Origin of the sequence: Peribacillus asahii, from assembly GCF_003570725.1 — a bacterium.
Classification (GTDB): domain Bacteria; phylum Bacillota; class Bacilli; order Bacillales; family DSM-1321; genus Peribacillus; species Peribacillus asahii.
The window spans coordinates 35,554-50,148 of sequence record NZ_QWVS01000033.1 but is presented as its reverse complement, the minus strand read 5'-3'; the positions used below and the strand labels follow the sequence as shown (position 1 = coordinate 50,148).

Below are 14,595 nucleotides of genomic sequence, written 5' to 3'. Positions count from 1 at the left end.
CCATTATATTAACATAATCGCATAACCTAAAGGGGGAGAAACAACAATGGAGAACTTTTTCTATGTGCAACCTGTCCCGGTTGATTTCGGAGTAGGCAAACTAAATACATTACCTGATATTTTAAAAGACTCTAATCTAAAAAACGGCATATTAATCAGCGCCCCTTCCATGATTCGAAATGGAATCGCGCAAAAGATTATCGATCAATCAGAAGGAAGAATTACTACTCTCTTTTCTGATATTCAACCAAATCCAACCATTCACAATACGGATGCCTGCGCAGATATGATTCGTAAATATCAATGTGAATTTGCTATTGCACTTGGAGGCGGCAGCATTATAGATTGCGCGAAGGTAGCTTGTTTTGTTGCTAAAACACCGTACCCGACAGCTGATTTCTTCTCTAGGAAACGCCCCGTCAACAAACCAGGTATTCCGTTGATTGCGATTCCAACAACATCAGGGACAGCCAGCGAAATCACTACTGTTTCGGTACTAACGGATACCGAAAATGATATAAAAGCACCCATTGGCAGTGATTACTTCTATCCAACGTATGCACTTGTAGATCCTGAATTGACCGTCACTTGCCCGCCATCCGTTACAGCGATAAGTGGTATTGATGTCCTAGCTCATGCTCTTGAAGCATACTATGGCAAGAAACATCAACCGCTTACAGATTTAGCAGCAGAAAGAGCGGCCTCTCTCGTGTTCGAGTACTTATTAACCGCCTATCACGAACCGGATAATTTAGAAGCAAGGGCAAAAATGAGCGAAGCATCTGTTACAGCTGGCATGGCATTTAATCTCACTCAAACAGCAGCAGCTCATGCTTGTTCGTATCCATTAACACAAGATTTCGATATTCCGCACGGCGAAGCTTGCGCCTTTACACTTCCTTCGTTTTGGAAGCTAAATAGCCAATCCGAACCTGAAACAGAACGTCTACACGCTTTTAGTCAGCGTCTAGGATTTAAGGATGCGGAAGAATTAGCCGACCGTATTGACGAAATGAAAAAGGAAATGGGATTACGAACAACACTAGAAGAAATTGGTGTCAAAACAGAAGCTGATCTAGACCAGCTTGTTGCCAATAGCTTCGCACCGAATATGGCGAATAACCCTGTTACGGTGACGAAAGAATCCCTTAAAGCTTTATATAGTGAGTTAAAATAAGAAAAGCACCCAATTATAAAACTTATATAGTCTTATAATTGGGCGCTTTTTTCTATATACAAAAAAACCGATCTCTATTTGAAATCGGCATAATTTTATGAAAAATAATTGGAGACTGTTTCGAACACATTGCCGTCAATCACCAGTTTGCCATACTCTTCAAGAACATGAACCGTCACCGGAGATTCATGACTGTACTCCAACAGCACACTCAATACATTATCGATATCTTCTTCTTCAATACTATCTTCAGCAAATTCAATATATAGAAAATATTTACCCTCATACGCATACAGTTTAGTCGTCCATTGATCTAAGCCAGAACGCTTACTGAGAGAAATTACATCCTCGAAGTCTGGGAACTCCGTGATAAATTCAATCATACCATCTTCAAAGGCCACGCCGCTATAATCTTCTTTTCCTTGGAAATGCTCTTCAAGGAGACTCTCGACTTTATCGTCCATCTGGAAGTTTTTCAGTTTTTCATCTGAAAAAGCTAAATCCAGCTTTTGTCCATCTTTCCCTAATTGTGCTCGCGTCACAAGAATTTCTAGACCTTTTTCAAGAGCTTGAACTTGAATCCACAATGGGCCTTCAATAACAAATTCCTCTTCTTGATGAACTTCATCCATCATTTCCCAGAAAAGTTCTTCACTTCGTTCGCGGCTGTACCAAATTTCTTCGCGATCGAAACCTCGTTCCTCAATATCTATATAGGAAATATAAAATTTCACTGTATCATCGTTAATACGTTCAATTTCCATAAATCTCCTCTCCCTTCCTTTCACATTTTGAAGGGATAAAAAACCCCCAAGCAAAAATTACTCTAAAACCAGCTTTAGTCAATGAGGACTTGATAGGAATATAAGTGTTACTCTATTTTATGATAAAAACTACAAGAAGGGAAATAAAAAACTTCATTAATTAAAAAACAATTGTTTGCCTAATATGCCATTTATTTTATAGAAAAATTCCTCATTCTGCAACTTTATGACATTTTCGACGACAAATATTTAAATTCATTATCTATTATATACTCAAAATTTCCCTTACCCATACATTGTACTCTTAAAAAAATAAAGATTCTCAAAACTAAGTAAAGAAAAAGCTCTGCAGACAATCTCTAGCAGAGCAATCAAATACATTATTAATTAACTAATCGTTGTGCTTCTCGAAGATGGAACGTACGAACTTTACGCGGCAAGAAGCGACGAATCTCATCTTCATTGTACCCAACTTGAAGTCGCTTTTCATCAAGAATAATAGGTCTTCTTAATAATCCAGGATTTTCTTTAATTAATTTATACAACTCTTGAAGTGGTAACGTTTCTAAATTTACATTCAGCTTTTGGAATGTTTTTGATCTAGTTGAGATGACCTCATCCGTACCATCTTCCGTCATGCGCAGAATTTCCTTAATCTCTTCAATTGTAAGTGGTTCCGAGAAAATATTCCGTTCTTTATATGAAATTTCATGTTCTTCTAACCATGCTTTTGCTTTTCTACATGAAGTACAACTTGGTGATGTATATAATGTTACCATATTCACTCACACTCCCTAAGTATAGAATCGGCGATCTATGATGGGACTAATATATTTTCATATTTACCATTCTAATTTGAAATAACTTTAATTAAATAATTCTTATTTAAATTATACACTAATTAATTAAAAATGAACACCCTTTTTAAAAATTGCAAAAATCCTTTTATTACATTGGTTTTTCTGTACTATAGTACATTTTCAAATTCTTTAAATACACTATGACAGGCCTATACTAATTGAAAAAATACATACATATTCTCAATTAAACCTTATGTAATTGCAATTATGTTGGAATGAATATAATAAGTTTTTAAAAAATACATCCACCTAAGCTTTAAAGGTAAACAGCTGCTTATCTTGTACTATAAATATTCTTCAAAAAAATGGTAAATCCTCTTGTTTTTTATAAAATATGTTCTTTTATTACCTATATAGTACAACCCGAACATATAATGAACTAATTGAACGAAATCACCATATAAGGAGTTGTTTAAATGGCTCTTTTTTTCATCGATTTCCTTATTGTCGCTAGTTTAATTATCGGGATTACAGCTGTAAACGGTGTACTGACAAACGGCATTGCGGAGAAACTATTTGGAGGCAAACGTCATGCGCATATTTATCAGCACTCCCAGAGGATTCAAACAAATTGGAATCAAGTAGGCGGAAATACAGAAAAAACTTCCTGATCCTAAGAAACTGAATAGCTCCTTCTCTTATTAAGCAAACGTTTTTTTCGCAAAAAGCTGGATTCATAAGCCATTTATCTCTACAATAATAAAGTAGAAGCAGAATTTATTATTGACGTTTAATTAGAGGAGTGACTAGTACTTGAAAAGGATTTTCTCCGGCATTCAGCCATCTGGCTCTGTGACACTAGGAAATTATCTCGGAGCAATGAAGCAATTTGTAGAATTACAAAATGAATACGACTGTTTTTTCTGTATTGTTGACCAACACGCTATTACCGTTCCCCAAGATCGTTTAGAGTTACGAAAAAACATTAAAACACTTGCGGCACTATACTTAGCGGTCGGTTTGGATCCAGAAAAAGCGACGATTTTCATTCAATCTGAAGTTCCTGCTCACGCACAAGCAGGATGGATTTTCCAATGCGTTTCAACAATTGGAGAATTAGAAAGAATGACACAATTTAAAGACAAATCACAAGGAAAAGAAAGCGTTTTAGCTGCGCTTCTTACTTACCCGCCATTAATGGTTGGTGACATTCTTCTGTACAATACAGACCTTGTTCCTGTAGGTGAAGATCAGAAGCAGCATATTGAGTTAACTCGTGATTTAGCTGAACGATTTAATAAAAAATATAACGACATTTTCAAAATTCCTGAAATCAGCTTACCAAAGGCAGGAGCACGTATTATGTCGCTTCAAGAGCCGACTAAGAAAATGAGTAAATCGGATCCGAATAAAAAATCGACGATTGCCATCTTAGACGATCCAAAGCAAATCGAGAAGAATATTAAAAGCGCTGTCACTGATTCTGAAGGAATTGTTCGCTATGATAAAGAGAATAAGCCAGGTGTCTCTAACTTAATGGCGATTTACTCTATCTTCAGCGGCAAGAGTTACGATGAAATTGAAGCGATGTACGAAGGCAAAGGCTACGGCGACTTCAAAAGCGATTTAGCTCAAGTTGTTCTTGCTGAGCTTATTCCAATTCAAGAACGTTTCTACAGCTTAATTGACTCAGAAGAGCTGGATGAAATTCTGGATCGCGGTGCTGAGAAAGCAAACAGAGAAGCAAATAAAATGCTTAAGAAAATGTATAACGGCATGGGACTTGGTCGAAAAAGAAAATAAGACAAGCCTCGTTGCATGCAGAAAACCCACGAAAAAATTTTTCGTGGGTTTTTTAACACTAAAGAAAAGCTTCACTTAGGTCTTGTAGGTCTTATTTTTGGAAATTCACAGAGCTCCCGAGCGAACTCTTCGTCCACACAGTCCGGAGCTATTTTTAAGTTCCTCGGAGTTTGAGGTAATGAACGTTTCTTACTGGATGTTGCTGGAGTATCTGCTCTTCCCATACTATTGCCTCCTAACGGAATTTTAATCTTTCTTAGTATGGCTAGGAATCACGTTTCTATCTCCTTTACACGAGCAGTTTTTATAGAAAATCCTTTCCATTCAGCATAAAAAATAGTGCCAGAATGACCTGGCACTGTTTTTTTATAGTATCGATGGACTGTCTCCAACTTCCATTTCCCATAACTTCTCGAAGAACGGCTGTCCTTTTACTAAGTTTTCACAAAGCTGCAAATGTTTATCGGACCATCCTTCTTTAATTTCTTCATACAGTTGAAGCCATGCTAAATCAAAGTTTAATTCTTGAATCATCGCATACTTTTCTGGAGCCCACTCCGTATACCAATAACGAATTTCAGCTACATTCTTCGCATTAAATAATTGATCCATTGCCATGAACAATAATTGTTTTAATTGACGCTCTTTTCGCGTTAACCCATTCATAAATGAAGGATCTGGCGACAAAATATGATATTCCTTCTCAGATGTCGGTTTTTCAGTAAATGTATAGTCGGACGCTTCATGGTTTTCAACCATCTCATAGACAATTTGTTCTTGGCGTGGAATCAGGCGACTTTTACGAATCGGAATATGATACCCAATCGTATCCACTGCTAATATTCCGTTGCCGTCTGTCACAACAAAGCAGTATTCTAATTGAATTCGTTCATGATTTTTTCTAGCATATGCTTTTTGATATACATCATCGAGCAAAGATTTCGGTAACTCAGATAAGTCATTTTCTATGTAATGAAACATAGAGGCGGAGACTTTCAAAAGCGGGACTTGATCTAAAAGCTCAATTCCATCATCTTTTCTCCATTCATGAAAATGGCAAACATTATAACCATTTTCTTCTCCTTCAAACCAATTCACCCATACATCATGAAGATATAGCATATTCTATCCCTCACTTACAAAATTCTGTTTGTCCATCAGTATAGGCAAAATGCATGGAATTTATTCCATTAGAAAGAAGGATTTTTCCAAAATTGGATGAGGAAACTCAGCTATAGCACTTGGTTCTTTAACATGTCCTCCGCGGAAATAACAAACGATTGGCGTACAGACAATGGAGAAGCCTGTTTAACAAGCTGGTATCCCATCCAATACCCAATCATGTGCGGATACCCCTTTTTTCCAAGCATAATCGAATCATGCAAAGGATTAGAACGATTAATGTTCAACTTCCCCTCTATATACCGATTCCATAATCGTTTATAGTCGGACTCGGGATATAACGCAGTCCAATGAGCTAAATATTTACTTCCTAGATATTTGGCGACCGTTCTTTCTGCTACCCCCTCCATAACCATCGCATCTAACAGCGTATAGTCCTTCGCTTCTTTCTTAGTACGATGCAAGCGGCAAACATGATGATATTCATGAATCAACACAGCTTCTAGCTCTTGATCAGTAATATGGCTATCTAAAAAAAGAAATACGGCATGTTGAAACGCAAGGCCAGACTTCGCTTCCTTTGCCTTTTGCAAAAAACCCGGTGCCTGCAGCGGAAAAATATAAACGGGAACATCAGGGCCATTCCACAACTCATTGTACCTAGTAAATAACTGTTCAGCTTTTGTCCAGACGTCTTGTTTCACTAAATGCTGATAGACTTTTCTCGCTTTCTCATTTGGTGTGTACATTCCATTCGCTTGTAAATGACGATACAGTTGTTCCGGTTTGACATCGATGATATCTAGATTTTTCATCATCGTTAACGGGCGGTCAAACTCCGAAGCCATCCATTCATCTGTTTGAATGATTCCCATATCCTTCACCTCACACATTTAGGTATGTCATTTTATGCGTGTGGCTGCTAGTAAGTGAATTGGCGGCTTTTTTCATGAAATTGGCGGGATTATCTATTTACAAAGCAAAATAGAGGCTGTCTCGACCTCGAGACAGCCTCTTCTTTTTAATAAGAAAGTATAAAATTTCCGACATGTTTTAGTGTCTAGCTCCGATGCCTAGCTCGCTGTGAAAAAGATGATTGCCCTCGAAAGGCAAAGAGCGCCTTCCGGGTCAATCCCTATTTTCTTCGCGAGCTGACCAAGGCATCTCCGCTTTTCTTATTGATATTTCTTAAATAAAATCGTTGCGTTATGTCCGCCAAAACCTAATGAGTTACTGATAGCAGCTTGAATATCTGCCTTGCGTGCCTCATTTGGTACATAGTCCAAATCACATTCTGGATCTGGTGTTTCAATATGAATCGTCGGCGGCATAATTCCCTCTTGAATCGCTTGAACCGTGAAAATTGCTTCCACTCCGCCTGCTGCGCCTAGTAAATGGCCAGTCATTGACTTTGTTGAACTAACCGCTAGTTTATAAGCATGATCACCGAATACTTCTTTAATTGCCATCGTTTCATATTTATCGTTATATGGCGTACTTGTTCCGTGTGCGTTGATATATTGAATATCTTCAGGTTTTAATCCTGCATCCGCAATCGCAGCCTTCATTGCACGTGCTCCGCCTTCACCGCCAGGAGCTGGAGCTGTAATATGATAAGCATCACCTGTTGCACCATATCCAGCAATTTCAGCGTAAATTTTCGCACCGCGTTTTAGAGCATGTTCTAGTTCCTCTAAGACAACGATTCCTGCTCCTTCACCGATAACAAAACCATCGCGGTTAACATCAAACGGTCTGCTTGCTGTATTTGGATCTGGATTTGTTGAAAGTGCTGTATTCGCACAGAATCCTGCAACAGACATTTTCGTAATTGGCGCTTCTGCTCCACCTGAAATCATAACGTCTGCATCACCGCGCTGAATAACTTTAAACGCATCCCCAATGGAATTCGTACCTGTCGCACAAGCTGTTACCGTACAAGAGTTAACTCCTTTTGCACCTAATAAAATCGATACTTGACCTGTAGCCATATCAGGAATCATCATCGGTACGAAGAATGGACTTACTCGTTTATAGCCTCGTTTTAAAAACGTTTCATGTTGAATTTCTAACGTTTCAAGACCGCCAATTCCAGAACCAATCCATACCCCAACACGGTCAGCATTTGATTCATTAATATCAAGCTTTGCATCCTCAACAGCCATAGTTGCAGCAGCAATTGCATAATGTGTGAAGCGATCCATTTTTCGCGCTTCTTTTCGATCTACGTATGTTTCAATATCAAAATCTTTAATTTCTGCAGCAACTTTTACCGGAAATTCATCCGCATTTAAGCGAGTTAACGGGCCTACACCCGACTTACCTGCTTTAATATTTTCCCATGCTGTATGTGCATCATTTCCTAATGACGATAAAGAACCAATTCCAGTCACAACTACTCGACGATTTGTCATACTAACCTTTAACTCCTTTCAAGCCTCACGATCATGTTATTTGTTTTATTTACCCCATTTTAAGGCAATGGCTCCCCATGTTAAGCCGCCGCCGAATCCGACCATGACCAATACATCATCATCTTTAATTCGACCTGCTTCTAACTCCTCCACAATCGCAATTGGAATGGATGAAGCCGAAGTATTTCCATACTTATGAATTGTTTTCGTCATCTTTTCCACAGGTAGATTTAATCGTTCACGAGCGGACTCCATAATGCGAATATTCGCTTGATGCGGGATTAGTAAATCAACATCCTCGCGAGTTAAACCAGCCTTTGTTAGTACATTTAAGCTGGACTCTCCCATTTGACGCACCGCAAACTTAAACACTTCGCGACCATTCATCGCAATAAAGTCGCCTTCTTGTAATAAGTACTTGCCGCCTGAACCATCAGCACCTAGCTCAAAGGATAAAATCCCTCTGCCTTCTGATACAGGACCCAAAACAACGGCTCCGGCTCCATCGCCAAATAAAACAGCTGTATTTCGATCTTCCCAATTGGTGATTTTAGATAACTTTTCAACACCGACAATAAGGACGTGTTTATACACACCATTCTTAATAAATTGTTCACCTGTTATCATTCCGTACATAAATCCAGCACAAGCCGCGCTTAAATCCATCGCAGCCGCTTTCTTTGCACCTAACTTCTCTTGAATCATGCAGGCAACAGACGGAAAAGGCTGATCCGGTGTAACCGTTGAAACAAGAATTAAATCAATATCTTCTGCTGTAATGCCAGCGTTTTCAATTGCTTGTGTAGCTGCTCTATATGCCATGTCCGACGTATTCACATCATCGCTTGCTATTCTTCTTGCTTCAATTCCTGTTCGTGTTCGAATCCACTCATCAGAAGTATCCATTACTTTTTCTAAATCACTGTTCGTTACTATTTTTTCTGGTAAATAACGACCAATTCCTATAATTCCAGCATTCATTATGCCAACCCCTTATTAATTTTCAAAAAATTAATATCAAATATTATTACCTGGTACTAATTTTATATAAAAAATGCCCGATATGCAACAATAAAAGTAAAAGGTATCTAAAGATTGGTATAAAAACCATCTTAGGCATCTTATATGTATCTTAAAAAAGCTGTCCCTTTTAGAACAGCTCTTCATTCTCTTACTGCTGAGCGTCGCTTTTCCCTAGCTCATATGCTTCTTGCATGACTTTTTTAAATAAATCCATAAATGGAGCCGCCATTTCCATTGAAAAAGGAATGCCGTTTGCCTCTAATTGCGCTTTCGCTTCTGGGAAGTACTTCATCGCAATCGCCATAAATTCAAGCGTTTTATCTTCACTCATCTCAATTCCTCCTACTCATTTGACACTTTTCTTTCATATCCATTTTAGCCGTTCTATATTTGAAAGAAAAGAGCTATTCAAGCTCTCGCCATTTTTTCAACAGCTGCCAGCGCCGAAAATGCTTTTGCTGCATAGTAATCCCATCAGCTGGGGCTGTTTTGTTTTGTATCGTATAAATCATTCCTCGCTGCTTCCTTGAGCACTCCTTATATATACCCGTATACGCATCTTCTAATACTAATTGAGCACACTCTAACCATTGATTGCTTGCTTCACTTTGCACTTGAATGTTCTTTTCATCTCGAGATGCGAGTTCAACTAACACTTTTGGAAGATCCGCAACAAACAGAGCATCTAATCGATCCTCCGCTTCAATCGCCTTCTCTACTTCTGACGGAGCTTTCTTGCGAATCGCTGCTTCAAAACTCATTGTTTCTGGCTGCCAAGGTCCATAAACCGTCGGTAAAAACACGACTTTGACTGTACTCATTTCCTCCGCTTTTTGCAAAAGAGCTTGATACATCGAACGCTCTTCTTCAATTGGCATAAGCATAATGATGTGTGACTCCTTACTCAGGTGTGAGTCTTTCAAAAAAGCCGCAATTACCTTAATAATTTCAGCTTGATTGTCTCGTTTGCTTTTACTTAAATCATAACAAGACACATAAATGTTCTTTTGCTTTTCCAGCGATAAATACTTTAGCTTATGTATCGGTATATATAAGAAGTTACTATTTCTCCCTATTTCCATTTCCTTGTCTTCTATACTTTCTTCGGACATGTCTTCCCAATCTACACCAAGTACTTCCTCTCCTTGGTCAAGCAAGTACTTGGCAAGATGAAACCCAACAAACTGATAAGCCCCAATCACAACGGATGTTTGCATAGTTCAACTCCTCCCCGCCTGCCCTCATGTATCCTATATCGTATGCGGCAAACAGAGAGAATATTTTCATATTATAAATATGTTTCATGTTCTTTATAAAACTTATTTATAATATATGGAATTTTATAGCGTTTCTCCGGAAGTAAATAGGCCAGTTGCACATTTTTATTATATCGCTGCAAGCGACGATAAAGAGCAGCTTGACCTTTTTGAAAACTATTTAATACATGAATAATCTGTACAGGTGTATCGGTTAAACTCGGCATTGCCTCTGAATTGTTTATAAAGGACTCACTTTCTGTATAATCAATTTCAAACGCTTCTGCCACTTCATACAATACTTTCTTATAAAACAATTTGTTTTCTTTCTCTTTGTCCAGCTGCCATTTTAATGATAAACACGGGTTCTTTAACACAACCGAACGAATTTTCGAACCAAGTTTTTTCATTAATTCAAAAGCAACAAGCGCTCCTGTACCTTCAGCTAATATGTGTATTTTGTCGTTGGCAATCTCACTTTTCATAAACTTATCATACAGCTTCGTTGCAAGTTCAACCGACTTTACGCTTCCCCAATTAGCTCCGTAAAAATTCGATGAAAATAACGTATATCCATAGCCTTTCAAATGTTCTAAAATACGTAACCTCCCGGGGTGCTGGAGCCAAAAGCTGCTTCCTTGTTCAACAAAATGACCACGGTCACCGATTATAAGTACAGCAAAACCACTCGGCTGCTCAGCGTAATGAATCATGCACCACTGGTCATCAATTTGAAAAGTTCGCTGTTCCATTTTGTCTACTCCTTTGCAGGAAAATTACTTCTATTAATGTATGTGAACATGTAAGAAATGTAAGGGGGAGGTGCCTATTTACATAAAAATGTATATTAGAATACATTCGATTTTTATTCCCCATCTCCCTCCATAGACGCAACTTTTTAACAGTCTTATAAAAAACTCGTTTTAACTGTATATTAATTATGATAAGATGAAAATGATTGTACTAGAGTGAGGTGAAATTCAATGAGTTATATCTGGACATTTTTTTGGTCATTTTTATTAATTCATATGGCTACATATGTAGTTTCTTCTATGTCAGGAGTTGCGTACGATTTTACTATTGCAACAATTTTAAGCGTAATTGTTACAATTCTTGTTATCATCGTAGCAAGCATCCTTCCAAACGAACCTGTGGAAAAGAGTCATCATTAAGAGCACAAAAAGGTATCCATGTTATATCTGGATACCTTTTTTGTATAGTTAGGACCGTAATGTAAATTGCTCGTCAACGAAATCAATCGTAATCGTTGATTGGCCAGCTAGTGTACCCGCAATAATTTCACGAGCAATTTTCGTTTCGATATGTTTTTGAATAAATCGTTTTAATGGTCTTGCTCCGTATACTGGATCATAGCCTTGTTCAGCAAGCTGTTCTTTTGCAGCCTCTGTTAATTGTAAAGCAAAGCCTTGCTCCGCTAATCGACTTTGTAATTGCTTCATCATTTTCTCTACGATTTTTACAAGGTCTGCTTTTGTTAATGGTTTAAAGAGAACAATATCATCGACTCGATTTAAAAATTCCGGACGGAAATGACCGCGCAGTTCTGCAAATACTTGGTCTTTAATCTCCTCTTCTAATCCTCCATCTGTTGCCGCTGATTGCAATAAGAAATGAGAGCCGATATTTGATGTCATAATAATGACGGTATTTTTACAGTTAATCGTTCTCCCTTGTGAATCAGTGATGCGGCCATCATCCAACATCTGCAGTAAAATATTAAATACTTCAGGATGAGCTTTTTCAATTTCATCTAATAGAACAACGGAATACGGGTTTCGGCGAATCGCTTCTGTTAATTGTCCGCCTTCCTCAAAGCCGACATATCCTGGAGGTGCTCCAATAAGGCGAGACACCGCATGCTTTTCCATATACTCCGACATATCAATGCGAATCATATGCTCTTCACTATCAAATAATGTTTCTGCTAATGCTTTTACAAGCTCGGTTTTCCCTACCCCTGTTGGTCCAAGGAAAATGAACGAACCAATTGGTCGGTTTGGGTCTTTAATACCTGCTCTCGCTCGTAATACTGCATCCGATACTAGGTCGACTGCTTCTTCTTGTCCGACAACGCGCTCGTGAAGAATTTGTGATAAGCGCAGTAATTTCTCCCGTTCTCCTTCGACAAGCTTGCTGACTGGGATACCTGTCCAACGAGCAACGATGCTTGCGATTTCTTCCTCTGTTACTTCTTCCCGAAGAAGCCTTGACTCCTGTTTGTCTTTTACAACATCATCTTCAAGCTTGGCCAGTTCCTTCTCAAGCTCAGGAATTTTACCATGACGTAATTCAGCAGCACGATTTAAGTCATAGTCATTTTCCGCTTGCTCTAATTCACGGCGAAGCTTCTCCAGCTGTTCGCGCATATCTTGTACTTGCTGCAGCGAAGCTTTTTCCATTTGCCATTTTGCTTTCATACTATTCGCTTTATCTTGCAGTTCAGACAGCTCTTTTTGCAGCGCTTCAAGACGTGCTTGGCTTTGCTCATCTGACTCATTTTTTAACGCCGCTTCTTCAATTTCTAACTGCATCAATTTTCGTGTAATTTCATCAAGCTCTGATGGCATAGAGTCAATTTCCATACGAATCATCGCACAGGCTTCATCGACCAAATCAATTGCTTTGTCTGGTAAAAAACGCTCGGTAATATAACGATTAGACAGAACAGAAGCAGCTACAAGCGCTCGGTCATGAATGCGCACACCATGATGAACTTCAAAGCGTTCTTTCAATCCTCGTAAAATAGAAATCGTATCTTCTACGTCTGGCTCAGGCACAAGCACTTGTTGAAAACGTCGTTCAAGCGCTGGGTCTTTCTCAATATATTGACGGTACTCATCTAATGTTGTGGCGCCAATACAATGCAGCTCTCCGCGCGCAAGCATAGGCTTTAACATATTTCCTGCGTCAAGAGCCCCGTCTGTACGTCCCGCTCCAACAATCGTATGCAGCTCATCAATAAATAAGAGAATATTTCCTTCGCTTTTTTTCACTTCATTTAATACGGCCTTTAAGCGCTCTTCAAACTCACCGCGGAATTTTGCACCTGCTACAAGCGCACTCATATCAAGAGCGAACACAATTTTATCCTTTAATCCTTCTGGAACATCTTTACGAACAATTCGTTGGGCAAGCCCTTCGACAATGGCTGTTTTCCCAACACCCGGTTCTCCAATTAATACAGGGTTGTTTTTCGTTTTTCGAGACAAAATACGAATCACATTTCGAATTTCAGCGTCACGACCAATAACGGGATCGATTTTTCCACTGCGTACTTCCGCAACGAGGTCGCGGCCGTATTTCTTTAATACTTCATATGTGCTCTCAGGATTTTGACTTGTCACGCGCTGGTTCCCCCTTATTCCTTGAATGATTTCCTTTGCTTGACGATAATCTATTTGAAAGGCGGCAAACAACCGCTGCACATTTGGTTTATTTTCTTTCAACATCGCTAACAATATATGTTCAACTGAAAGATATTCATCTTCCCACGCAGTCATTTCTTGCTCAGCTGCCGTTAAGATTTGCTGCAAAGAGGCTGACATATAGACTTGACTCGCCGTGCCGCTCACTTCAGGCAACCCATTCAATTCCTTCGCTAACGCTGACTGGAATGTAGAAAAAGGCTCATTGGATTCCGATAATATGCGCAGCAGCATGCTTTCATCTTGTTCAGCTAAAGCGTGCAGCACATGCAGCTCTGTTAATTCAGGGTTATGGCGCTTTTTAGCTAACTCCTGACCTTGTATTAACGCTTGCTGTGTTCTTTCTGTCATCTTATTTAGATCCATCCTAATCCCTCCCAAATAAGATTTTGACCATCTTTGACCTTTATATTTTTTATTATACTCGCTTTATGGATTATGTAAAGTTTGGAATTATTATTATCGACAACTTTTTCCTTATTTATCGACGAATTTTTCCATTTATCAACGACTTTTCTTTACTTATCAATTTTTACATAAAAACAGGGTACGAAATCATATATGATTTCACACCCTATGTTGTATTCATGGTTTGCGCTTATATGTCCAAATCCGATTGTGATTAGATGTTTCAGGAAAAGAGTCCCCGGCATCTAATTTGATTTGTTTTGGATTATTCACTGTGCTTCCTGTTTCACCAATCTCGACATATATTCCATTATTCGGCGCTTTTTGTCCTGGTTTAAACTGACGATTTTGTCCCATCCGTAACCCCTCTTTCTTTAATATG

Annotated in this window: 16 protein-coding genes; 4 read left to right on the top strand and 12 right to left on the bottom strand. The window is 38.7% G+C overall.

Going from position 1 to position 14,595, the window contains the following annotated elements:
- Positions 1–46: 46 nt before the first annotated feature.
- On the top strand, positions 47–1,177 hold the full coding sequence (locus tag D1953_RS15805; protein ID WP_119118146.1) for an iron-containing alcohol dehydrogenase family protein: 1,131 nt from the start codon (positions 47–49) through the stop codon (positions 1,175–1,177).
- Positions 1,178–1,272: 95 nt separating this feature from the next.
- On the opposite strand, the gene mecA is transcribed toward D1953_RS15805, so the two are convergent.
- Both mecA and spxA read right to left on the bottom strand, forming a co-directional pair.
- A complete protein-coding gene (mecA, locus tag D1953_RS15800) occupies positions 1,273–1,941 on the bottom strand; it encodes an adaptor protein MecA (protein ID WP_119118145.1) in 669 nt (222 codons plus the stop codon).
- Positions 1,942–2,324: 383 nt separating this feature from the next.
- Positions 2,325–2,720 (bottom strand): transcriptional regulator SpxA, encoded by a 396-nt coding sequence (gene spxA, locus D1953_RS15795; protein ID WP_119118144.1) that lies wholly within the window; start codon positions 2,718–2,720, stop codon positions 2,325–2,327.
- 497 nt (positions 2,721–3,217) lie between these two features.
- Here spxA and D1953_RS15790 point away from each other — a divergent pair, with 497 nt between their 5' ends.
- Together D1953_RS15790 and trpS are read left to right on the top strand one after the other, a co-directional pair.
- Positions 3,218–3,412 carry a hypothetical protein gene (locus D1953_RS15790; protein ID WP_119118143.1) on the top strand — a complete coding sequence of 65 codons (195 nt, stop codon included), beginning with the start codon at positions 3,218–3,220 and terminating at the stop codon, positions 3,410–3,412.
- A gap of 142 nt (positions 3,413–3,554) precedes the next feature.
- Positions 3,555–4,544 (top strand): tryptophan--tRNA ligase, encoded by a 990-nt coding sequence (gene trpS, locus D1953_RS15785; RefSeq protein ID WP_119118142.1) that lies wholly within the window; start codon positions 3,555–3,557, stop codon positions 4,542–4,544.
- A 71-nt stretch (positions 4,545–4,615) separates the two neighbouring features.
- Here the strand turns inward: trpS and D1953_RS21395 are convergent, their stop codons facing one another.
- From D1953_RS21395 to D1953_RS15750, 8 genes are all read right to left on the bottom strand, one after another.
- Entirely contained in the window at positions 4,616–4,768 is a 153-nt protein-coding gene (locus D1953_RS21395) for a YfhD family protein (RefSeq protein ID WP_182480648.1), read from the bottom strand.
- A 142-nt stretch (positions 4,769–4,910) separates the two neighbouring features.
- Positions 4,911–5,666, bottom strand: a complete 756-nt coding sequence (locus D1953_RS15780; protein WP_119118141.1) for a YjbA family protein — start codon at positions 5,664–5,666, stop codon at positions 4,911–4,913.
- A 110-nt stretch (positions 5,667–5,776) separates the two neighbouring features.
- Positions 5,777–6,541, bottom strand: coding sequence for a DUF2268 domain-containing putative Zn-dependent protease (locus D1953_RS15775; protein WP_182480647.1), 765 nt, complete (start codon positions 6,539–6,541; stop codon positions 5,777–5,779).
- Between the two features lie 300 nt (positions 6,542–6,841).
- Complete coding sequence (gene fabF / locus D1953_RS15770) at positions 6,842–8,080, bottom strand: beta-ketoacyl-ACP synthase II (protein ID WP_119118139.1); 1,239 nt, start codon at positions 8,078–8,080, stop codon at positions 6,842–6,844.
- 45 nt (positions 8,081–8,125) lie between these two features.
- Complete coding sequence (locus D1953_RS15765; protein WP_119118138.1) at positions 8,126–9,061, bottom strand: beta-ketoacyl-ACP synthase III; 936 nt, start codon at positions 9,059–9,061, stop codon at positions 8,126–8,128.
- A gap of 190 nt (positions 9,062–9,251) precedes the next feature.
- On the bottom strand, positions 9,252–9,434 hold the full coding sequence (locus tag D1953_RS15760) for a ComZ family protein (protein ID WP_119118137.1): 183 nt from the start codon (positions 9,432–9,434) through the stop codon (positions 9,252–9,254).
- A 73-nt stretch (positions 9,435–9,507) separates the two neighbouring features.
- Complete coding sequence (locus D1953_RS15755; protein WP_119118136.1) at positions 9,508–10,320, bottom strand: hypothetical protein; 813 nt, start codon at positions 10,318–10,320, stop codon at positions 9,508–9,510.
- A gap of 71 nt (positions 10,321–10,391) precedes the next feature.
- On the bottom strand, positions 10,392–11,111 hold the full coding sequence (locus D1953_RS15750; RefSeq protein WP_119118135.1) for a hydrolase: 720 nt from the start codon (positions 11,109–11,111) through the stop codon (positions 10,392–10,394).
- 231 nt (positions 11,112–11,342) lie between these two features.
- Between D1953_RS15750 and D1953_RS15745 the strand changes: the two genes are divergently transcribed.
- Complete coding sequence (locus D1953_RS15745) at positions 11,343–11,531, top strand: YjzD family protein (RefSeq protein WP_119118134.1); 189 nt, start codon at positions 11,343–11,345, stop codon at positions 11,529–11,531.
- A gap of 48 nt (positions 11,532–11,579) precedes the next feature.
- Here the strand turns inward: D1953_RS15745 and clpB are convergent, their stop codons facing one another.
- Positions 11,580–14,171 carry an ATP-dependent chaperone ClpB gene (gene clpB, locus D1953_RS15740; RefSeq protein ID WP_119118133.1) on the bottom strand — a complete coding sequence of 864 codons (2,592 nt, stop codon included), beginning with the start codon at positions 14,169–14,171 and terminating at the stop codon, positions 11,580–11,582.
- 219 nt (positions 14,172–14,390) lie between these two features.
- A complete protein-coding gene (locus tag D1953_RS15735; protein WP_119118132.1) occupies positions 14,391–14,570 on the bottom strand; it encodes a YjzC family protein in 180 nt (59 codons plus the stop codon).
- Positions 14,571–14,595 lie beyond the last annotated feature (25 nt).

What these genes read in the sequence shown, in the direction of transcription:
- D1953_RS15750 (WP_119118135.1), bottom strand. Translation starts at nt 11,111, where the DNA reads ATGGAACAGCGAACTTTTCAAATTGATGACCAGTGGTGCATGATTCAT.
- D1953_RS15745 (WP_119118134.1), top strand. Translation starts at nt 11,343, where the DNA reads ATGAGTTATATCTGGACATTTTTTTGGTCATTTTTATTAATTCATATG.
- mecA (WP_119118145.1), bottom strand. Translation starts at nt 1,941, where the DNA reads ATGGAAATTGAACGTATTAACGATGATACAGTGAAATTTTATATTTCC.
- D1953_RS15780 (WP_119118141.1), bottom strand. Translation starts at nt 5,666, where the DNA reads ATGCTATATCTTCATGATGTATGGGTGAATTGGTTTGAAGGAGAAGAA.
- D1953_RS15775 (WP_182480647.1), bottom strand. Translation starts at nt 6,541, where the DNA reads ATGGGAATCATTCAAACAGATGAATGGATGGCTTCGGAGTTTGACCGC.
- D1953_RS15760 (WP_119118137.1), bottom strand. Translation starts at nt 9,434, where the DNA reads ATGAGTGAAGATAAAACGCTTGAATTTATGGCGATTGCGATGAAGTAC.
- spxA (WP_119118144.1), bottom strand. Translation starts at nt 2,720, where the DNA reads ATGGTAACATTATATACATCACCAAGTTGTACTTCATGTAGAAAAGCA.
- D1953_RS15805 (WP_119118146.1), top strand. Translation starts at nt 47, where the DNA reads ATGGAGAACTTTTTCTATGTGCAACCTGTCCCGGTTGATTTCGGAGTA.
- D1953_RS15765 (WP_119118138.1), bottom strand. Translation starts at nt 9,061, where the DNA reads ATGAATGCTGGAATTATAGGAATTGGTCGTTATTTACCAGAAAAAATA.
- D1953_RS21395 (WP_182480648.1), bottom strand. Translation starts at nt 4,768, where the DNA reads ATGGGAAGAGCAGATACTCCAGCAACATCCAGTAAGAAACGTTCATTA.
- D1953_RS15735 (WP_119118132.1), bottom strand. Translation starts at nt 14,570, where the DNA reads ATGGGACAAAATCGTCAGTTTAAACCAGGACAAAAAGCGCCGAATAAT.
- D1953_RS15790 (WP_119118143.1), top strand. Translation starts at nt 3,218, where the DNA reads ATGGCTCTTTTTTTCATCGATTTCCTTATTGTCGCTAGTTTAATTATC.
- D1953_RS15755 (WP_119118136.1), bottom strand. Translation starts at nt 10,320, where the DNA reads ATGCAAACATCCGTTGTGATTGGGGCTTATCAGTTTGTTGGGTTTCAT.
- fabF (WP_119118139.1), bottom strand. Translation starts at nt 8,080, where the DNA reads ATGACAAATCGTCGAGTAGTTGTGACTGGAATTGGTTCTTTATCGTCA.
- clpB (WP_119118133.1), bottom strand. Translation starts at nt 14,171, where the DNA reads ATGGATCTAAATAAGATGACAGAAAGAACACAGCAAGCGTTAATACAA.